The sequence below is a fragment of the Plantactinospora sp. B6F1 genome, from assembly GCF_040120695.1.
Lineage (GTDB): Bacteria > Actinomycetota > Actinomycetes > Mycobacteriales > Micromonosporaceae > Plantactinospora.
On sequence record NZ_JBEEAC010000002.1, the window covers coordinates 434,736 to 454,120 of the forward strand.

A 19,385-nucleotide genomic window follows, 5' to 3' on the forward strand; every position below is an offset into this window, starting at 1 on the left:
ATCGTGACGGAGATCTACGGTAGGCAGTCCGCGCAGTCGAGGCGCATGCTGACGACACCGCCCGCGGTCAGGTGGTAGACGAAGGGACCTTCGATCTCAGCCCAGATGCGTTCGATCTCGGATAGGTGCCGGGTGAGGCGATCGATCATCTCCACGGCGCTCAGGTCCCCGCGCGGAAAGGTGAAGCAGCGGGCCGAGGAGAGGCACAAGGCGCGGCGTTCGAGACGGTTGTACCTGATTCGTTGATCTGCCCCTACCAGAATTCGCTGGTCGCGACTGGCATCGTGGATCCAGTGCTCGTCGGATACCGTGCTCGCCGCCTCACCGTACCGGTCCTGAATCGTCTCGACGTCCAAGCCCAGCTCGCGAAGGGCTCGGGCGATCTTCTTGGTGCCGATGCTGCGATCCAGGAAGAGACGCAGTTCGCTCATGCCGCGAGCAGGTCCGCTCGATCCGCTACCTCAGCTACCTGGTCGGCGGGAAGGTCGAAGTCGTCTGCCACCTCGGCCAACGACTCACCCGCGCGGATTCGCCCCAGCACGGCCGTGACGGGGGCTCCCGTCACGGCGAAGAAGGGACGGCCAAAGTTGATCTGCGGGTCGGCGGCAATCTGCGCCACCTCGTAGGCTGGCAGTCTGACCCTGTGTGCGTATCCGTCGTCGGCGTACTCGATGCGTTTGAGGTACCGCTCGATAACCTCTCGAAAGACGTACTGACCGTCACGGAGGACGATCAGGGCCCGACGTGCTCCCGACCCGAGTTCCCCTTCCTCGGACACCTCCCACAGCAGCTGTGCGCCTGCGGCGTAGAGGCGTCGTGAGGCCAGGGCGTGCGCGACCCCGAGACGCTCCTGCACGAGGCTCAGCGCAGGTCTGATCTGTTGCAGTGGAACTCCCGCTTTGCGCAGCGCGGACAGGAACATCGCCTCGGCGAGTCCGATGAAGGGAACCGACGGATCCGATGGACGGGGTGGGGGGAGGTAGGTGACGACGGGCCGAGCCCTGACGACCGTACCCGCCTCGGGGGTAGCCACTTCCGCACTGCGCCGACGCTGCCCCGGGCGGCGAGAATAGCCCCGTGTCCACGTGCGCAGCGTGGAGGCAGGCATGTCCACATAGCGCGCGGTCTCGGCCTGGGTGTACAGCGGTACGTCGAAGCGGACATCGTTCACCGCGCAGCACCTCCTCCGGCATCTCGGCAGAGTCATCCTCTCACCCGTGCCCGGTCGGCGGCCGGCCCCGGCAGGGGCCGAACCGCTCGGGCGTGGTGGCGATCCTGGAATGTTGAGCGTTTTAGCGTTTTGGCGAGGCCCCGGTGCCGAGGTCAAGCCGATCCGCCGGGCCAGCCCAGGAAGCGGGTACTCAACTCCTCAGGCGACAGGTCGGGCAGGTCCGTGGCCGCGAGTGCCGCGTACCGGCCGAGGTGGCTGAGCAGTGCCAGCCGGTTGTGCTGGTAGCGGACCAGGAATCGTGCCTGTTGGTGGGGGCACGGCCAGTCCTCGCCGCAGCCGGCGCAGGTCCAGTCGGGACGTCTCGGTAGGTGCGCCCGACGAGGACCGGTCGTCCCGTCGAAGGTCTCTGGGTGTCGCTGGCCGGCCCGTGGTTCGGGTTGGTGTCGGCGCGACAGTGGACCCGGCCGGATCGCCACGGCGTCCAGCCGGACCAGTACGCGCCGCTGGCGCAGTCGCGTCCCGCCGGGATGCTGTAGTTCGATCCCGCGCAGCTGGAGCCAGAGTCCGTCGGTGTGCCGTTCCCGGCGGCCCACCTCGATGACCTCCAGGCGCAGTCTGCCGAGGCCGAAGCAGTAGTAGCCTTCGGCGACCTCCAGGATGTCGCCGACCCGGATGTCGGGCAGCCGGGCATTCACGTCTTCGCAGCGGTAGCCGTCGCACCGAGGCGGCGCCGCCAGCCGGCGGTCAGCAGTGGCGCGGTGCGCGGCAGGGATCGCCGGAGTGTGCCGAGCCAGCCGAGCCAGCCGCCCGATCGGTATTTCGCGGGTTCGGGGGTGAGGACCTGCCGGCCCAACTCCACGAGGCGGTTTGCCGCCGCATTGGCGGGTCGGCACGGTCCGGACGTCAGACAGACCAGGCAGAGCCCGGTCTCCCGGTCGAGTACGTGCGCGTCGAGCATGTCGTACGCGGCCTGCGCATCGGCCGCGTCCCGCTCGGCAAGGCTGCTGGACAGGTAGGTGGTCATCGGCTTCGCCTCTCGTCGCCGACCGGAGGCGGGCGTACGGGCAGTGGACCGGGTGACGGGCGCGTGACCGTATTGCCGTACGACCAACGTTGTCCCACTGTCCTGTGTGGATCCTGCGTACGCCCGTCCCGGCCGAGCGGTGCTGCGCTGTCGGGTCAACGCGGCACCAGCGAATGTGCATCATGCACAATGGCTATCGACATGTAAGCATGGAATCTAGAGTGATACAACCCTTGCTGTATGTGTTTCTCCTATTGATCTGTCCCCGTCCATGCATGAGGCTGTGTGGATGCCAGAGAAGCGGGAACGGCGGACGCCGACGGTGCGAGGTCGGCAACTGGGCATCGAGCTGAAGCGGCTGCGGCTGGCGGCGAAGCTCAGCGCCGACCAGGTGGGTGAGGCGCTCGGCTGCTCGCAGGGCAAGATCTCCCGGATCGAGTTGGCACAGACCGGAGTGAGCAAGGGCGACCTGTTCCTGATGCTCGACTGCTACGGCATCACCGAACTGGCGGTGAAGGAGCAGTACTGGCGGCTGGCCCGGGAATCCCGCAAGCGCGGCTGGTGGGAGGACTACCGCGAGGTCATCACCGGTGGGCTGAGTACCTACATCGCCTTCGAGGCCGAGGCGTCCGAGCTGCGTGCCTGGTCCTGGGGCACCGTCAACGGGCTGTTGCAGACCGAGGAGTATGCGCGGGCCACCTTCCGGGGCGAGCCGGCCGGTCGGGGACGGACGACCGAGGAGGTCGACCGGCTGGTCGAGGCCCGGCTCGCCCGGCAGCGTCGCCTCGCCGACGATGCACTGACCCTCTGGGCGATCCTGGACGAGTCGCTGCTGCACCGCCGGATCGGTGGACCCGAGGTGCTCAAAGCGCAGCTCGACCACCTGCTCGCTCCGCGCGGGAACGTCGCCATCCAGGTGCTGCGGCAGCAGGCGGTCTGGCACGCCGGGTTGAACGGGGCGTTCACGATCATGTCGTTCCCGCTGCACCCGCCGACCGCCTTCGTCGAGACCCCGGCCGGCGACGTCAACGTCGAGGGCGCCGAGGAGGTGAAGAGGTTTACCCTTGCCTTTGACTACCTGCGGGCGACGGCGGTCAGTGTCGAGGAGTCGCGGGAGTTGATCGCCAAGGCGAGGGACGCGCTCTGAGAAAGGCCGGCAAACATGGACGTACGGGCTCTGACCTGGCGCAAGAGCAGCCGATCCAGCGGTGGTGGAAACGGTGACTGCGTGGAGGTCGCGGCGGCCACCGGTCTGGTCGCGGTCCGCGACTCCAAGCGTCCCGACGAGGCGGTCCTCTGCTTCTCACCCGGCACCTGGCAGGCGTTCGTCACCGCCTCGAAGTCCGGCACCTTCGACCGACCCTGACGCCCGGGATCGCTACCCGACCGGCGCAGTCGTGGCCGGACTGGTAGCTGACACCTCAACTCGACCGCCCGCGAGCGGAAGGAGCCGGTGTGGAAGGCACGAACGAAAGGCAGGCGGGCTCCGGGCGGTCTGAGTCGATCGTGATCGAAGCCGCCGCCTATCTCGCACCATCGCCCGGCGGCTACGGATACCGGCTGCTCGACGTGGCCGAGGTCGAGCCGCCCGTCGAGGTGGCCAGGTCACTGGAGCTCGCGGACGGCGAGACCGCCGTGCTGCGGCACCGGCTGCTGTTGCAAGGCAACGAGCCGGTGGAGCTTTCTTGGTCGTACTACCCGACTGCGATCGCCAGGGGCACGGAGCTGGCCGGGCGTCGGAAGATCGCTGGTGGCGCCGCTCGGGTGCTGGCGGACAACGGGCACCGGCAGCGGGATCTGCACGACCGCATCTCGGCGAGGATGCCCACCACCGAAGAGGTCGAGGCGCTGGCACTGCCGCCGTACGTGCCGGTCCTCCGTCAGTTCCGCGTTATCCGTGACGGGTCCGGCCGTCCGGTCGAGGTGTCGATCCTGATCAAGGGCAGTCACCTGCACGAACTCCGGTACCGCCAGGACATCCCGCCCGAAGACTGACCGCCTGGATCGGTGACCTGGACGCCAGAGGCGTTACCGAGGTGCCGTAACGCCTCTGGCGTCCAGGTCGCGAGGTTGCCGACCTCACGGCCCGATTGCTGGCGGGGATGCTGAAGGAGCACGGCGGTCCGCGGCGCTCACCCAGGCGCACCACGGGGACCATGGTGAGGTGCGGGCGCCCGGGACGGTGGCATGAGCCCCAAGCGGGGGGATCGGGCGGCACCGCCGCCGCGCGAGGACGAGTTCGACGTACGTTTCGCCAACAGCGATGCCGCCAAGGGCTGGGACGAACTGTGTCGCCAGGCGCCGGGCAACGTCCGTACCGCCTTCGAGGCGATTCGTCGCGCCCCTCGGCCGCATCCGTCGACATCCGGCAGCACCGGCTCAAGCACGCCCTAGCCTGGGGCAGCCACAACGGGCAACGCCTCGAACAGTGGCAGTACGAGGTGACCAGCGCCGGACGGATCTGGTACCTGGTCGACGACCCAGCTCGGACGGTGTGGCTGGTCCGTCCCGGGACGGCGCATCCGAAGATCACTGACGGCTGACCCGCTCGGCGAACTGCCCCGCGCCCGGCGATCTCCGCAGGCGGGGTACCCGGTTCGGTTCGGTGACTACCAAACAAACGTTTGATAGTCGCGGCGGCGTCTCGTAAACTCCCAAACATGTCTTTGGGAGTTGATGGCCCGGACGGACCTCCGGGCGACAGCGCAGCCAGCGGCGAGGGCGCACCGGATCCGACCGCCCGGCTCCGGGCGCTGGCCCATCCGGTACGGCTGCGTATCCTCTCCCTGCTCACCGCAGCGGCGTTGACCGCCGCCGAGATAGCCCGCGAGCTGGACCTCACCCACGCCAACGCCAGCTACCACCTCCGGCACCTGCTCGCCGCCGAGATGATCGAGGTGGCTGGCGAGGAGCGGATCCGGGGCGGCACCGCCAAGCGCTACCGCTACGACGCGGCCCGCGACTTCGACTGGAGGCCGGGCCGGGAAGCCGGCCTGGCCGACCGCGGCGGCGAAGGTGGCCGCAGCGCCGAAACCGTCGACGCCGAGTCCACGCCCGACCACCAGCTCGTCTACGCGGCGCTCGCCGCCGAACTGCGCCGCCGCGCCACCCAGCTCCGGCGCGGCCCGGGCAACTTCCTCACCGACGCGGAGTTCTGGGTCGACGGTGAGACCTGGAACGAGATCCGGACCACCATCGCCGAGGCATCGGCCCGACTACACGCCGCCGCCAAGCCTCCGCGCACCCCCGGCACCCACCGGGTGAGCACCACCGTCGCGCTGTTCCGGATGGAGGACTGATCGTGGTGGATACCCGGGACAGGGTCCTCGCGCCGCTGCGGCACCGGCCGTTCCGCTATCTGGCCCTCGGCCGCGCCGCCACCATGCTCGGCAACGCGGTCGCGCCGATCGCGCTGGCGTTCGCCGTACTCGATCTCACCGGCAGCGTGCGCGACCTCGGCCTGGTGGTCGGCGCGCGGTCGCTGACCCACGTGTTGTTCCTGCTCTTCGGCGGCGTGCTGGCCGACCGGCTGCCCCGGCAAGCGGTGATGGTGGTCTCCTGCGCGCTCGCCGCGCTCACCCAGGGCGCGGTCGCGGCGCTGGTGCTGACCGATACCGCGACGATCCCGGGCCTGGTCGCGCTCGCCGCCGTGAACGGCGTGGTGGCCGCCTTCGCCTGGCCGGCCGCCGCCGCGCTGGTCCCGCAGACCGTGCCGGCCGAACTCCTCCAGCCGGCCAACGCGCTCAACCGGCTCGGCATCAACGCGGCCATGATCGGCGGTGCGTCGCTCGGCGGCGTGCTGGTGGCCGTCGTCGGACCGGGCTGGGGCCTGCTGGTGGACGCCGCGACCTTCGCGCTGGCCGGGCTGGCCTTCTCCCGGGTACGCGTCCACACGGTCGCCGCCGCCCGCACCGAGCGGGTCAACCCGCTCCGCGACCTGCGGGAGGGCTGGACCGAGTTCGTCGCCCGCTCCTGGGTCTGGGTGGTGGTACTCGGCTTTCTGCTGATCAACTTCGCCTACGCCAGCTCCGTCAACGTCCTCGGCCCCGCCGTGGCGGACGAGACGATCGGCCGACCCGCCTGGGGCGTGGTGCTCGCCGCCCAGACCACCGGGATGGTGGCCGGGGCGATGATCGCGCTGCGCATCCGGGTACGCCGGCTACTCCTGCTCGGCGTGCTCTGCATGTTCGCCGGGGTACTGCTGCTGCTCGGGCTGGCCTGGATGCCCTCCGTCGCCGTGCTGGTCGCCGCCGCGTTCGTGGCCGGGCTGGCGATCGAGCAGTTCTCGGTCGCCTGGGAGACCTCGATGCAGCAGAACATCCCCGCCGACAGGCTCGCCCGGGTCTACTCGTACGACGCGCTCGGCTCGTTCCTGGCGATCCCGCTCGGCCAGATGGCCATCGGGCCGGTGGCGGAGGCGATCGGCAGCAAGCCGACGCTGCTGGTCGCCGCCGGAATCGTGCTGGTCGCGGTGCTCGGCATGCTGGCCGATCCCGGCGTACGCCGGCTCTCCGCCCAGTTCCCGGCCGCCCCCGAGCCGTCGTCCGCCGGATCGTCGTCGTTCGATGGGTCCTCGGTGCCGGTGGGGTCGGAAGTGCCCGCTGGCTGATCCGGGATTGCCGGAATCGGCAACCGCTGAGCGTTCGCGCGGGCCTCCTCGCGCGTCGGACCGGGGATCGATACGGTCACCGGAACCGGAACCGGAACCGGCGAGGCGAGGCGAGGGGGCGCACGGGGGTGGGTTATCCAGAGCAGCCGACCGGAACAGGGCATTTTCCATCCACCGGCGGGCATCCGCACCAGCAGTACCCACCCCGGCAACCTCCACCGGGCCAGGCCAGAGCCGGCTCGGCGGGTCCGGCGCTGCTCGGCGTGGCGCTGCTGCTGCCGGCCCTGATCGCGCTGATCTGGTCGTACGTCGTACCGACCTTCTCCACGGTGTTGACCAGTTTCCGCGAGGAGGATCTGTTCCGGGCGCCGCGACCGGCCGGGGTCGAGAACTACCGGACGCTTTTCGAGGACGGCTTTCTCAGCCAATTCGGCCTGGTCCTGCTCCTCGCCCTGCTGCCTCTCGCCCTCGCGTTGGTGCTCGCGCCGCTGTTGTCCTTCGTCGCCGACCGGGCCGGCCGGCTGGCCCGGCTGCTGGCCCGGGCCGTACTCGCCCTGCCTGTCGCCGCCTACGCCCCGGTCGCGGTGTACCTCGGCTGGCGGCTGCACCGCCGCGATCCCGAGTTCTCCACCGACGGCGCACGGTTGGAGCTGGCCTGGGCGGTCGCGGCGACCTCGTTCGGGTTGGTGGTCGCGGTCGCCGCGACGGCGTACCTGAGCGCACTGCGTCGGCGGGAGCCAGGGCGTTGGCCGTACCAGGCCATGCTCACGGTCGGCGGGGTTGTCGGCCTGGCCGTCCTCGCCGGAGCGCTGCAGATCTACACCGCCCCGGCGCTGCTCACCGGCGGTGGACCGACCCGCTCCACCACGACGCCGGTGTTGGGCTTGGTACAGGTCAGCTTCGTCACCTTCCGGCTGGGAGTCGGGGCCGCCAGTGCCACGCTGCTACTGGTCATACTCGGCGTACTCGGGCTCGTCGCGACCGGATTACTGCTGGCCAGCCGCGCCCGGATCGATTTCGACGGCTGGCGGGACCGGCCCGCCGCATCACCCGGTGCGGCCGGTGGCCCGTCCGGCCTGCTCGTCGGGATCGTCGTCGCGGCGCTGGTCGTCCTGCTCGCCGTCTTCGCCTGGGCCTCCGCGCCCTGGCTGCGGCACGCCTTCAGCAGCCCGGACACGCCCAGCGGTCCCAACCTGCCCGAGGTCCTCGTCGATACCTGGCTGCCGCCGCTCGTGTCGGCAGTGGTGTCGGTCGGCCTGGCCGCGGTGGCCGGCTTCGGCATCGGCGCGCTGCGCCCGCTGGGCCGGTGGAGCGAACTACTGCTGCTGCCGTTCGCGCCGTGGCTCTTCGTCGGCATCGGTCCGCTGGCCATCGTGGGCTTCAAGAGGGCCAGCGAGAACGACCAGATCGACACGTTCCTCGGCCTGATCCCGCCGGTCTGGCTCAGCGTGCCAGCGCTCTTCGTCTTCACCCTGCTGTTCCGGGGGTTAGCGCCGAAGTGGCGCTCTGGTGGTGATCCCGCTCGTACCCTGCTGTTGCCGGCACTGCCGATGCTGGCCGCCGCCGTGCTGCTGACCTGGTTGGTCCACGCCCAGCAACTGCTCTGGCCCCTGCTGGTCGTGCACCGTGTGGAGAACGCGCCGGCCCCGCTGCTCGCGAACATGTGGACGCAGCAGTTCAGATCCTCCGGCGGGGAGATCCTCAGTCTGGTACTCCCGCTTCCGCTACTCGTCGTGTTCCTGCTGGCCTTCGTCGCGCTCCAGATCGGCTACCTGGATCGGCTGGCCATCCGGACCGGTCGCCCACCCGGGGAGCCGGACCGGGGCGAGTAGCCCTCCGGCCGCCGGGGACGGCTCGACCGGCACCGAGCCGACATCGCCACTCGCCCCGGATCCATCGCCGGATCCCACCTCGCCCCGGACCCGTCGCCGGATCCGTGATCGTCATTCCTCGGCGACGAGCACACCCATCGAGCGGGCGGTGCCGGCGACCTGCCGCATCGCCGCCGCCACGTCGTCGGTGTTGAGGTCCGGCAACTTACGCTCGGCGATCTCCCGGAGCTGCTGGCGGGAGATCTTGGCCACCGTCTGGCTGCCGGGCCGTGCCGACCCGCCACTCAGGCCGAGCACCTTCCGGATCAGGTACGCCGTCGGCGGCGTCTTGTAGCGCAGCGCGTACGAGCGATCCTCGAAGACCGTGACCACCACGGGCACGATCTCGCCGCGCTGGCCGGCGGTGGCGGCGTCGTAGTCGAGCTTCAGCTGCCGGGTGTTGACACCGGTCGGGCCGAGCATCTTGCCGATGTCGACCATCGCCGCGTTGCCGGCGTCGAGTTCCAGGGTGAGCTGGCGGGATACCTTCTTCTGCGCTGCCATGCCGGCGAAGCTAGAGATTCCAGCAGCTGGAGGGTCAACGCGATTATCCCGGTCCGGCCCGGTAAGGGCTCCGGCCCGGGGCGGGCCGGCGGGGCGGGATGGTCGAGAATGGCGGGGTGACCAGCATCCCCAACGTCCTCGCCAACCGCTACGCCTCGGCCGAGCTGGCCGCCCTCTGGTCCCCGGAGGAGAAGATCCGGATGGAGCGCCGGCTCTGGCTGGCCGTACTCCGGGCGCAGCGTGATCTCGGCGTGCCGGTGCCGGACGGGGTGGTCGAGGCGTACGAGCGGGTGCTGGACCGGGTCGACCTGGCCTCGATCGCGGCCCGGGAGCGGGTGACCCGGCACGACGTGAAGGCGCGGATCGAGGAGTTCAGCGCGCTGGCCGGGCACGAGCAGGTGCACAAGGGGATGACCTCCCGGGACCTGACCGAGAACGTCGAGCAGCTCCAGGTCCGCGCCTCGCTGGAGCTTGTCCGGGACCGGGTGGTCGCCGCCCTGGCCCGGCTGGCCCGGCTCGCCGTCGAGCATGCCGACCTGGTGATGACCGGCCGCTCGCACAACGTCGCCGCCCAGGCGACCACCCTGGGCAAGCGGTTCGCCAGCGCCGCCGAGGAGCTGCTGATCGGGTACGAGCGGCTGACCGACCTGATCGAGCGCTATCCGTTGCGGGGCGTGAAGGGGCCGGTCGGTACCGCCGCCGACCAGCTCGACCTCTTCGACGGGGACGCGGCGAAGGTGGCCGAGCTGGAACGCCGGGTCGCCGAGCACCTCGGGTTCCGCCGCGTACTGGACAGCGTCGGCCAGGTCTATCCGCGCTCACTGGACTTCGACGTGATCTCCGCGCTGGCCCAGACCGCCGCCGCCCCGAGCAGCCTGGCCACCACGACCCGGCTGATGGTCGGCCAGGAGTTGGCCACCGAGGGCTTCCGCCCCGGCCAGGTCGGCTCCAGCGCGATGCCGCACAAGATGAACACCCGGTCCAGCGAGCGGGTCAACGGCTTCGCGGTGATCATCCGGGGTTACCTGTCGATGGTCGGCGAGTTGGCCGGTGACCAGTGGAACGAGGGTGACGTCTCCTGCTCGGTGGTGCGCCGGGTCGCGCTGCCGGACGCCTTCTTCGCCGCCGACGGGCTGTTCCAGACCTTCCTGACCGTGCTGGACGAGTTCGGCGCGTACCCGGCGGTGATCGCCCGGGAACTCGACCGCTACCTGCCGTTCCTGGCCACCACCAGGATCCTCGTGGCGGCGGTGCGGCGCGGGGTCGGCCGGGAGACCGCGCACGAGGTGATCAAGGAACACGCGGTGGCGGTGGCCCTGGCGATGCGGGAGAAGGGCGCCGCCGAGAACGACCTCTTCGACCGGCTCGCCGCCGACGACCGGCTCGGGCTGACCCGCACCGAGATAGCCGAGCTGGTCGCCGACCGCGCCGGCTTCACCGGAGCGGCGTCCGCGCAGGTCCGTGCCGTGGCCGACCGGATCGCCGCGGTGGTGGCGGCACACCCCGAGGCCGCCGCGTACGACCCGGCGCCGATCCTCTGACCGGCACCCGCTCCGCCACTGCTTCGACTCGCCCGACCCGTGCAGTCGGGCGTTGGGAAGGGGCCCTTTATCTACCGGAAACGATAAGCAGGGGCCCTTCCCCGCGGGTCAGCTGCGGGGGGTCGGGGTGCCGGCGGCGCTGCCGAGATCCGGGGCGCTGGGCGCCTCGGCGATCGCCCCGGAGTCCAGCGGCTCCGCCAGGTGTGCCGTCTCGGCCGCCACCGTCGGCTGGTCGGCGGGGGGATTCTCCGGTGGCTGGCGGACCGCGACCACCGCCGTGCCGTACGCGCACAGCTCCATCCACATCTCGCCGACCTCACGGTGGTCGAACCGCATCCCGATCACGGCGTTCGCGCCGAGCCGGGTCGCCTCCTCACCCAACTTCTGCACGGCGTCGGTACGCCAGCGGGTCAGGTTCTCGGGCGCCTTGGGGTCGTAGGCGCCGCCACGGAGGTTCTTCACGCCTTCCCGGTACGGGTTCCGGGTTCGGGCCTGGGAAGATACGACCTCGCCGAGTACTGCGCGGATCTCGTACCCCGGTAGGTGATCCGTCGTCACGACCAGCACAACCTGATGCTGGCAGAGCTGGGGCCGGCCGCTTTGCGAAGGCTGTTCACATCGCTTCAGTTTGCGAAACGGCGCGGCTGCCGCGAAAGGGCAGCGGGACCCCGACACCGGCCCCGCCGCGCCAAACCGCGCGCGAGCCCGGAAACGGCGCGGCGCGGACGTCCCAACGCAGTTGGAACGTCCGCGCCCTACCCCTGAGGAGGGTATGGGTGGTGCCTAGACGCCGGAGACGGAGGTGATCCAGGAACGGTTGTAGGCGACACTGCCGTAGTTCTGGATGCTCCGCCCGTCGGCGGTGGAGGCGACGCCCACCTGGGCGCCGTTGTAGACCTGCGGGCCGCCCGAGTCACCCCGCCAGGCGTTGCCGTTGATCCGGCTGCTGCGGATCGCCCGCCCGCCGTACGCGTCGGTGACGTTGGTGCTGGTCACCTGCACCGTGGCGGTCTTCAGCGTGCTGGACGCCGAGCAGCCGCTGTAGCAGGTCATCCCCCACCCGTAGATCGAGTTGGTGGAGTTGACCGGCGGGTAGGCGCTGGACAGGGGCATGTAGCTGGTGTTGATCGAGGTGGACAGGTTGAGCAGCGCGAGGTCGTACCGGCCGTAGGCGGCGGTCACGCCGCTGGTGACGCCGCCGGAGGACCGGTTGACGCTGCCGACCCGCACCGACATCGTGCCGCTGACGCAGTGCCGGGCGGTGAGCACCCAGCGGGCCGCGATGATGGTGCCGGAGCAGGTGAACGAGCCGTTGCTGAACACGGCCGCGGCCCACGGGGCCGAGGAGACGGTGCCGCCACCGATGATGAACGGGGTGACCGGGGCGGCAGAGGCGACGGACGGCGCGACGAGCGCACCGGCGAGGGTGGTGGCGAGCATCACCATGGTTCGGCGAAGACGCACGGGGGGCTCCTTCCGGGGGGTTTACCCGGGGTCACCGGGTCGGGTGAGCCGCCGTAGACGGGAGGATGTCCGCCATACGGATCTGGACAGTCAACGTTCGGTGGAGACAACCGGACGTTTGACGCCACAGGCTAGGCTGTTCGTCACCTATTCACAAGAGTGAACCTCTGCGGTCGGTTTCCGACCGTCTCCGGCGGGTGACCGGTCCGCCGGAGGTGGTCGGCGGGTGACCGGGTCCATCGAGGCATCGACGCGCCGGCCCGTGCGTCAACACGCTGGTCGGCCGGGTACGCTGGCTCCGCTCGCCCCTTTCGTGGGCCGGCACCCAACTGCGTACACAGTCAGGAGTGCCCAGTGCCTCGCGTCGTCGTCGACGTCATGCTCAAGCCGGAGATTCTCGATCCCCAGGGCCAGGCCGTCGCGAATGCGCTGCCGAGGCTCGGAGTCACGGACGTGTCCTCCGTGCGCATCGGTCGGCGCATCGAGATCGAGTTCACCGGCCAGCCGGACCTGGACCGGGCTCGGGAGATCGCGGACAAGCTGCTGGCCAACCCGGTGATCGAGGACTTCTCGGTCCGGGTGGCCGATGCCGGTCACGCCGAGGAGAGCAATCCATGACCGCCCGGATCGGCGTGGTGACCTTCCCCGGCTCGCTGGACGACCGCGACGCGGCCCGGGCCGCCCGGATCGCCGGCGCCGAGGCGGTGTCGCTCTGGCACGACGACCCCAACCTGCACGGCGTCGACGCCGTGGTGCTGCCCGGCGGCTTCTCCTACGGCGACTACCTGCGCTGCGGGGCCATCGCCCGGTTCGCCCCGGTGATGGAGACCATCGCGGCCGGGGCCCGGGACGGCCTGCCGGTGCTCGGCATCTGCAACGGGTTCCAGATCCTCTGCGAGGCACACCTGCTTCCGGGCGCGCTGACCCGCAACCAGCACCTGCACTTCCGCAACCGCGACCAGGTGCTGCGGATCGAGTCGACCGGTACCGCCTGGACCAACGCGTTCCAGCCCGGCCAGGAGATCCTGATCCCGGTGAAGAACGGCGAGGGCTGCTACGTCGCCGACGAGCGCACCCTCGACGAGTTGGAGGCGAACGGCCGGGTCGTCGCCCGCTACCTGGGCGGCAACCCGAACGGCTCGCTGCGGGACATCGCCGGCATCACCAACGAGGCCGGCAACGTGGTCGGGCTGATGCCGCATCCCGAGCACGCCGTGGAAGCGCTGACCGGCCCATCCCTCGACGGGCTCGGCTTCTTCACGTCGATCCTCAAGCACCTCGCGGGAGTACCCGCATGATCGAACGGAGTGAGGTCATGGGCCAGCCAGAGCCCGCCCTCGCCGACCACCCCTCGGCATCCGACTCCTCCCCGGTACCCGTCTCGGCCGTCGACGCGTTGGGCAGGGCGGGTGCGGCGGAGTCACCCGTACCCGGCCAGCCGGTGCCGGCGCACGTCGCCGCGGAACTGCCGGTGAACGGCTACCCGGGCGGCCTGGACACCGTGGCGAACGCCGCGGCCACCCCCGACGACCTCCAGCCCTACGCCGAGCTGGGCCTGCGCGACGACGAGTACGACCGGATCCGGCAGATCCTCGGCCGTCGCCCCACCCAGTCCGAGCTGGCGATGTACTCGATCATGTGGAGCGAGCACTGCTCCTACAAGTCGAGCAAGGTGCACCTGCGGCAGTTCGCCGAGAAGGCCCCGCCGAGCGACCGGCTGCTCGCCGGCATCGGTGAGAACGCCGGTGTGATCCAGATCTCCGACCAGCTCGCGGTCACCTTCAAGGTCGAGTCGCACAACCACCCGAGCTTCGTCGAGCCGCACCAGGGCGCCGCGACCGGCGTCGGCGGCATCGTCCGGGACATTCTGGCGATGGGCGCCCGGCCGGTCGCGGTGATGGACCCGCTGCGGTTCGGCGCCGCCGACCACCCGGACACCGCCCGGGTACTGCCCGGCGTGGTCGCCGGAATCGGCACCTACGGCAACTCCCTCGGCCTGCCCAACATCGGCGGCGAGGTCGTCTTCGACGCCTGCTACCAGGGCAATCCGCTGGTCAACGCCCTCTGCCTCGGGGTGCTTCCGGTGCACCGGCTGCAGAACAAGGCCGCCGCCGGCCCCGGCAACGTCGTGGTGCTGCTCGGCGCCAAGACCGGGCGGGACGGCATCGGCGGGGTCTCCGTGCTGGCCAGCGCCACCTTCGACGAGGGCAGCGCGCAGCGCCGCCCGTCGGTGCAGGTCGGCGACCCGTTCATGGAGAAGCTGCTGATCGAGGCGTGCCTGGAGCTGTACGACGCCGGGCTCGTCGTCGGCATCCAGGACCTCGGCGGCGCCGGGCTGACCTGCGCGCTCACCGAGACCGCCGCCGCGGCCGGCACCGGCATGCGGGTCTGGCTGGAGCGGGTACCGCTGCGCGAGGCGTCCATGCAGCCGCACGAGATCCTGGCCAGCGAGTCACAGGAGCGGATGCTGCTGATCGTCGCCCCGGAGAAGCTGAACGCGGTGCTCCAGATCGCCGAGAAGTGGGGCGTACCGGCCAGCGCGATCGGTGAGGTGACCGGCGCCCAGGCGGGTTCCGGGCCGGGCCGGCTACTGGTTACCTGGCAGGGGCAGACCGTCGTCGACGTACCGCCGGGTTCGCTGGTGGACGACGGGCCGGTCTACGCCCGCCCGATGCGCGAGCCGGCCGACCTGATCCTGCTCCAGGCGGACCGGGCCGAGACGCTGCCCAGGCCGGCCACCGCCGACGCGCTCCGGGAGACCCTGCTCCGGATGATCGCCTCGCCGAACCTCTGCGACAAGACCTGGGTCACCGAGCAGTACGACCGGTACGTGCTCGGCAACACCGTGCTGGCGCAGCCGGAGGACGCCGGGGTCATCCGGATCGACGAGCGGTCCGGGCTGGGCGTGGCGATCTCGGTCGACGGCAACGGCCGGTACGCCCGGCTCGACCCCTACCACGGGGCGAAGCTGGCGCTCGCCGAGGCGTACCGGAACGTGGCGGTGACCGGTGCCAAGCCGGTCGCGGTGACCGACTGCCTGAACTTCGGCTCGCCGGAGGACCCGGGCGTGATGTGGCAGTTCGCCGAGGCCGTACGCGGGCTCGCCGACGGCTGTGCGGAGCTGGGCATTCCGGTCACCGGTGGCAACGTCAGCTTCTACAACCAGACGGGTGCGGCGGCGATCCACCCCACCCCGGTCGTCGGGGTGCTCGGCGTGCTGGACGACGTCGCGCAGCGGGTGCCGATGGGCTTCGCCCGGACCACCGGGGCGGACCACGACCTGATCTTCGTGCTCGGCGAGACCCGGGTGGAGCTCTCCGGCTCCGAGTGGGCCTGGGTCACCCACGAGCATCTCGGCGGGGTACCGCCGAAGGTCGACCTGGCGGCCGAGCGCGCCCTCGCCGAGCTGATCGCCGAGGCGGCGCGGGTCGGTCATCTGCGCTCCGCCCACGACCTCTCCGACGGCGGTCTCGGCCAGGCGCTTGTCGAGTCATGCCTCCGGCACGACGTCGGCGCCCGGGTCGCCCTGCCGGAGGGCTTCACCACCGGCTCGATGCCGTTCGTCTTCCTGTTCAGCGAGTCGGCCGGCCGGGCGATGGTGGCGGTGCCGCGCGGGCACGAGAAGGCGTTCACCGCCCTCTGCGTCGAGCGGGGCGTGCCGTGGACGCTGATCGGGGTCACCGACACCGCCGGGCACGAGCTGGAGATCAGGGACCAGTTCACGATCGGCCTGCCGGAACTGCGTGCGGCGTACAGCGCCACCCTGCCGAGCCTGTTCGGCGAGGGCGCGGCGACGCTGGCCGAATCCATCGCGACCGGGACCGGCACGCCGGAGGTCGAGCCGGCCGGCCCGGATCGGGATGCGGCCGGTCCCGGTGGCACCGCGCAGGTCATCGACACCGACCGGGCCGAGCCCAGCACCCTGCCCGAGCCCACGGTGTCCGAGCCGAGCCTGCCCGAGCCCACGGTGTCCGAGCCCACGGTGCCCGAGCCCACGGTGGCCGAGGCGACTCCGGCCGACGATTCCGCTGCGACCGGCGATGCGGTTTCTGGTGATGCTGTAGCTGCGACGGGCGATGTCGCTCCTGGCGACGCCGGTGCGACGGGCGATGCCGTACCTGGCGACGCCGGCGCGACGGACGATGCCGTGCCTGGCGACGCCGCCGCGAACGGCACCGTGGCCGGCGACGCCGTCGCCGGGCCCGCCGCTGGGGCCGATCCTGCCGCACAGGCGGAGGGCGCGGCCCCGAGTGATGCCGGAGAGCGCCCGACGGACTGACCCGGCCGCATGGCGGTCGGGCTCTCCCGTGGCGAAGGAACCGCAGTGTGACGGAACTGACCCGACCATCGGACGGCTCGACGGAATCGGTCCACGCCCAACCCGGCACCGGCGCCAGACTGGACTGGGGGTCGGCCGGCGCGACCGAGCTGAGCCGGGTCTGCGCGGTGCTGGTGGTCGTGGACGTGCTCTCCTTCACCACGTCGGTCGAGGTGGCGGTCGCGCGGGGGATGCGGGTGCACCCGTTTCCGTGGGGCGCCCAGGCGGCGGAGTACGCCACCCGGGTCGGCGCGGTGGCCGCGGTCGGCCGCCGTGCGGTGACGCCGGACCATCCCTGGTCGCTCTCCCCGGCGGCCCTGCACGCCGCTCCGGTCGTGCCGGACCTGGTGCTCCCGTCCCCGAACGGCTCGGCGATCAGCGCCGCCGCCAGCGCCACCGGACTGCCTGTGGTCGCAGCCTGCCTGCGTAACGCCAGCGCCGTCGGGCGCTGGCTCCTCGCCGATGGGTACGGCTCGACCACGGCACCGATCGGTGTCGTGGCGGCCGGGGAACGCTGGCCGGACGACAGTCTCCGGCCCGCGGTCGAGGACCAGCTCGGTGCGGCGGCCGTGCTGGACGCCCTCTCCACGGTTTCCGGTGGGCTCTCCGTCGAGGCGGCGCTGGCCCTGGCCGCGCTGAACAGCCTCCCCGACGTACCTGCGGCGGTCCGGGGCAGCGTCTCGGGGCGGGAACTCGTCACCCGGGGGCTCGATCGGGACGTCGAGATCGCGGCCCAGATCGGTGTCTCGGATGTGGTGCCGGTACTCCGCAACGGGGTCTACTCGCCGGCCTGATCCAACGGGGTCTACTCGCCGGCCTGAACGGGTCCTCGCGGGCCGTCCCGCGGTTGAGGAACGGGGCCCCCGGTCCCGGAAACGGGAAAGCAGTGCGTGGTGCCGGGGCGGGCCGTGGTGCGGGAAACCAGATCGTGTGCGGGAAACGGCCGGGGCCCGGCTCGCCGTCGCGAACCGGGCCCCGGCGTTACGTCTTGCAGGCCGCCGTCAGTCGTCCAACCAGTCGAGCGACCGGCGCTCGGAGCGGCTCGGCTGTGGCGGCGCACCGGACCGGCTGTGCCCGGCCCGCGGCGCGTCGTCGTAGTAGCCGCCGCCCTGCTGGCCGTAGCCAGCACCGCGGTCGTCGTAGCCGCTCTGGTCGTCGTAGCCGCTACGGGGATGGTCGTAGCCGCCGCCGGTGGTCGGCTGGTCGTAGCCGCTCCGGTCGGCGTCGTAACCCTGCGGGTCGTAGCCGGCCCGGTTGTCGTAACCCGGCTGGTCGTACCCGTCGTCGACGCGGTCGTATCCGGCACCGGTACGCGGCTCGTCACCGTAGCCGCCCCGGGCCGCGCCGTAACCCGCGGCGTCGTAGTCGTCGCCCCGACCGTACTGCTGGGTGGGCTCGTAGCCACCCTGGCCGGCGCCGGAGGACGGGCGGTAGGCGTTGGTGTCGTACGGGTCGGCCGCCGGGCCGTACTCGTCGGCAGCGTCCCGGGCGCCGGTGTAGCGCCCCGTCGGCTCGTCGTATCCCTCGTCGTAACCGCCAGCCCCGTTCACGGGGTATCCGCCGCCGGAGACGGGCGCACCGTAGCCCGCGCCCGAGCCGGGCGCGTTGCCGTAGCCGGCGCCGGAGGCGGGTGCGCCATAGCCGGCGCCCGAGCCAGGTGCGTTGCCGTACGCACCGGCACCCGAGCCGGGGCGGTCACCGTAGCCGTTGGCGTTGCCGCCCCAGCCCGGCTGCCCGCTGCCGTAACCCGGCGTCTGTGGCCCGGGCAGCGGCGCACCGTACGGGTCGGGGAACTCGTCGTCGACCAGTGGCGCACTGTGCATCATGGTCGGTGCGTCGGCCAGGTTGCCGCCCCGGTTGACCATCGTCGGGTCGGCTCCGACGCCGGGCCGGGTGGTGACCCGGGTGGCGTCGTCGTCCGGGTAGCGACCCCGACCGGCGCCCATGCCGGAGCGCGGCCCCGGTCCACCCGGTCCACCGGGACCGTCCTCGTCGTCCTCGTCGTCTTCCTTACGACGCATCAGCAGCAGCACGATGGCGCCGACACCGAGTGCGACCAGCAGACCGCCGGCCAGGATCAGCACCCACGAGCCGAGCCCGCCGCCGGATTCGTTGGCGCTCTGGTCCTGCGCGCCCGCCTCCTGGCTCTCCTCGACACCGGCCTCCTCGGTGGGTTCCCCCTCGACGGCCTCCTCGGTCGGCTCCACCGTGGCCTCCGCGGTCGCGGTCGGCGGGGCGGCGAGGGCGAGTTGGATGCCCTGGTTGTTCAGACGGGCACCGGCCGAACCGTTCACGTTCCTGGTGTCGGTGATGCCGTCCTTGGTGGCCCGGATCTGTAGCCGCCCCGGCGCGATCGGCCGCTCCTGCGAACCGGTGAACCGGTAGCTGCCGCTGTTGTTCGTGCGGGCGCTGTGGGTACGCCCCTGCCCGTCGGTGAGCCGCATGCTGACGCCGGGTATCCCGTCGCCGGTGTTCTCGTCGGTGACCCGTCCCGACACCTCGGCGACCGTCTGCACCTCCGGCGGCGCCTCTGGCCCGCGCACGGTGATGTTCCGCTGGGTAGAAGCGCTGTCGTTGCCGACCTCGGCAGTGATCTGGACATTGCCGGACCGGCTCTGCCCGGCCGGGACGTTCCCTGCGCGCAGCGTGACGCTGTACGACTTCGTAGCGCCCACCGCGATCGTGTCCGTGACATCGCAGTTGCCCTGGCACCGCAGCTCGTTGAAGCTGGTGGTCACCTGGATGTTGAAGGAGTCGGCGAGTACGCCACCGTTGTTGTTCTTGATGCTGAAGGTGAGCTGGGTCGTCTGCCCGGCGTTGAGGCTGGCGTTCACCCCGGTGATGGTGACGGTTGGGTCGTCAGCCAAGGCTGGTGTGGTGGGG

The 19,385-nt window shown here is 71.2% G+C and carries 18 protein-coding genes and 2 pseudogenes; 12 read left to right on the forward strand and 8 right to left on the reverse strand.

Features of this window, described 5'->3' with window-relative positions; all coding sequences use genetic code 11:
* Positions 1-14 precede the first annotated feature (14 nt).
* From ABNF97_RS05125 to ABNF97_RS05140, 4 genes are all read right to left on the reverse strand, one after another.
* Entirely contained in the window at positions 15-431 is a 417-nt protein-coding gene (locus tag ABNF97_RS05125) for a PIN-like domain-containing protein (protein ID WP_349337791.1), read from the reverse strand.
* The gene (locus tag ABNF97_RS05130) at positions 428-1,171 is read right to left on the reverse strand and encodes a DUF433 domain-containing protein (protein ID WP_165436628.1); all 744 of its coding nucleotides are present in this window, start codon (positions 1,169-1,171) and stop codon (positions 428-430) included. The genes ABNF97_RS05125 and ABNF97_RS05130 overlap by 4 nt, the downstream gene beginning before the upstream one ends.
* 152 nt (positions 1,172-1,323) lie before the next feature.
* Positions 1,324-1,866: a hypothetical protein gene (locus tag ABNF97_RS05135; protein ID WP_349337792.1), complete on the reverse strand. Its 543-nt coding sequence runs from the start codon at positions 1,864-1,866 to the stop codon at positions 1,324-1,326.
* Positions 1,863-2,195, reverse strand: coding sequence for a hypothetical protein (locus tag ABNF97_RS05140; RefSeq protein WP_130461425.1), 333 nt, complete (start codon positions 2,193-2,195; stop codon positions 1,863-1,865). Before ABNF97_RS05140 ends, ABNF97_RS05135 begins: the two co-directional genes overlap by 4 nt.
* A gap of 289 nt (positions 2,196-2,484) precedes the next feature.
* Here ABNF97_RS05140 and ABNF97_RS05145 point away from each other — a divergent pair, with 289 nt between their 5' ends.
* The 7 genes and pseudogenes from ABNF97_RS05145 (at position 2,485) to ABNF97_RS05175 (ending at position 8,636) form a co-directional block, all read left to right on the forward strand.
* Positions 2,485-3,342: a helix-turn-helix domain-containing protein gene (locus ABNF97_RS05145; RefSeq protein WP_349337793.1), complete on the forward strand. Its 858-nt coding sequence runs from the start codon at positions 2,485-2,487 to the stop codon at positions 3,340-3,342.
* A gap of 15 nt (positions 3,343-3,357) precedes the next feature.
* The gene (locus ABNF97_RS05150) at positions 3,358-3,561 is read left to right on the forward strand and encodes a DUF397 domain-containing protein (protein ID WP_349337794.1); all 204 of its coding nucleotides are present in this window, start codon (positions 3,358-3,360) and stop codon (positions 3,559-3,561) included.
* Between the two features lie 71 nt (positions 3,562-3,632).
* Positions 3,633-4,190, forward strand: a pseudogene (locus tag ABNF97_RS05155) (UTRA domain-containing protein); the annotation flags it as partial.
* Between the two features lie 192 nt (positions 4,191-4,382).
* Complete coding sequence (locus ABNF97_RS05160) at positions 4,383-4,589, forward strand: hypothetical protein (RefSeq protein ID WP_349337795.1); 207 nt, start codon at positions 4,383-4,385, stop codon at positions 4,587-4,589.
* A 266-nt stretch (positions 4,590-4,855) separates the two neighbouring features.
* The gene (locus tag ABNF97_RS05165; RefSeq protein ID WP_349337796.1) at positions 4,856-5,494 is read left to right on the forward strand and encodes a winged helix-turn-helix domain-containing protein; all 639 of its coding nucleotides are present in this window, start codon (positions 4,856-4,858) and stop codon (positions 5,492-5,494) included.
* A 2-nt stretch (positions 5,495-5,496) separates the two neighbouring features.
* The gene (locus tag ABNF97_RS05170; protein WP_349337797.1) at positions 5,497-6,804 is read left to right on the forward strand and encodes an MFS transporter; all 1,308 of its coding nucleotides are present in this window, start codon (positions 5,497-5,499) and stop codon (positions 6,802-6,804) included.
* 128 nt (positions 6,805-6,932) lie between these two features.
* On the forward strand, positions 6,933-8,636 hold the full coding sequence (locus tag ABNF97_RS05175; RefSeq protein ID WP_349337798.1) for an ABC transporter permease family protein: 1,704 nt from the start codon (positions 6,933-6,935) through the stop codon (positions 8,634-8,636).
* A 111-nt stretch (positions 8,637-8,747) separates the two neighbouring features.
* Here the strand turns inward: ABNF97_RS05175 and ABNF97_RS05180 are convergent, their stop codons facing one another.
* Positions 8,748-9,179 carry a 50S ribosomal protein L11 gene (locus ABNF97_RS05180; protein ID WP_130461432.1) on the reverse strand — a complete coding sequence of 144 codons (432 nt, stop codon included), beginning with the start codon at positions 9,177-9,179 and terminating at the stop codon, positions 8,748-8,750.
* A gap of 116 nt (positions 9,180-9,295) precedes the next feature.
* On the opposite strand from ABNF97_RS05180, the gene purB reads away from it, so the two are divergent.
* Positions 9,296-10,720, forward strand: a complete 1,425-nt coding sequence (gene purB, locus ABNF97_RS05185; protein ID WP_349337799.1) for an adenylosuccinate lyase — start codon at positions 9,296-9,298, stop codon at positions 10,718-10,720.
* A 108-nt stretch (positions 10,721-10,828) separates the two neighbouring features.
* Here purB and ABNF97_RS05190 read toward each other — a convergent pair whose 3' ends face one another.
* Both ABNF97_RS05190 and ABNF97_RS05195 read right to left on the reverse strand, forming a co-directional pair.
* Positions 10,829-11,287 (reverse strand): heavy metal-binding domain-containing protein, encoded by a 459-nt coding sequence (locus ABNF97_RS05190; protein WP_130461434.1) that lies wholly within the window; start codon positions 11,285-11,287, stop codon positions 10,829-10,831.
* A 216-nt stretch (positions 11,288-11,503) separates the two neighbouring features.
* Positions 11,504-12,160, reverse strand: a complete 657-nt coding sequence (locus ABNF97_RS05195; RefSeq protein WP_486484919.1) for a S1 family peptidase — start codon at positions 12,158-12,160, stop codon at positions 11,504-11,506.
* 378 nt (positions 12,161-12,538) lie between these two features.
* Between ABNF97_RS05195 and purS the strand changes: the two genes are divergently transcribed.
* The 4 genes and pseudogenes from purS (at position 12,539) to ABNF97_RS05215 (ending at position 17,296) form a co-directional block, all read left to right on the forward strand.
* Positions 12,539-12,802 (forward strand): phosphoribosylformylglycinamidine synthase subunit PurS, encoded by a 264-nt coding sequence (gene purS / locus ABNF97_RS05200; protein ID WP_130461436.1) that lies wholly within the window; start codon positions 12,539-12,541, stop codon positions 12,800-12,802.
* Positions 12,799-13,482, forward strand: a complete 684-nt coding sequence (gene purQ / locus ABNF97_RS05205) for a phosphoribosylformylglycinamidine synthase subunit PurQ (protein WP_130461437.1) — start codon at positions 12,799-12,801, stop codon at positions 13,480-13,482. The genes purS and purQ overlap by 4 nt, the downstream gene beginning before the upstream one ends.
* 111 nt (positions 13,483-13,593) lie before the next feature.
* A pseudogene (purL, locus tag ABNF97_RS05210) lies at positions 13,594-16,037 on the forward strand (phosphoribosylformylglycinamidine synthase subunit PurL); the annotation flags it as partial.
* Between the two features lie 482 nt (positions 16,038-16,519).
* Positions 16,520-17,296 (forward strand): 2-phosphosulfolactate phosphatase, encoded by a 777-nt coding sequence (locus tag ABNF97_RS05215; RefSeq protein WP_349337853.1) that lies wholly within the window; start codon positions 16,520-16,522, stop codon positions 17,294-17,296.
* A 207-nt stretch (positions 17,297-17,503) separates the two neighbouring features.
* Here the strand turns inward: ABNF97_RS05215 and ABNF97_RS05220 are convergent, their stop codons facing one another.
* Positions 17,504-19,369: a carboxypeptidase-like regulatory domain-containing protein gene (locus ABNF97_RS05220; RefSeq protein WP_349337800.1), complete on the reverse strand. Its 1,866-nt coding sequence runs from the start codon at positions 19,367-19,369 to the stop codon at positions 17,504-17,506.
* Between the last annotated feature and the right edge of the window lie 16 nt (positions 19,370-19,385).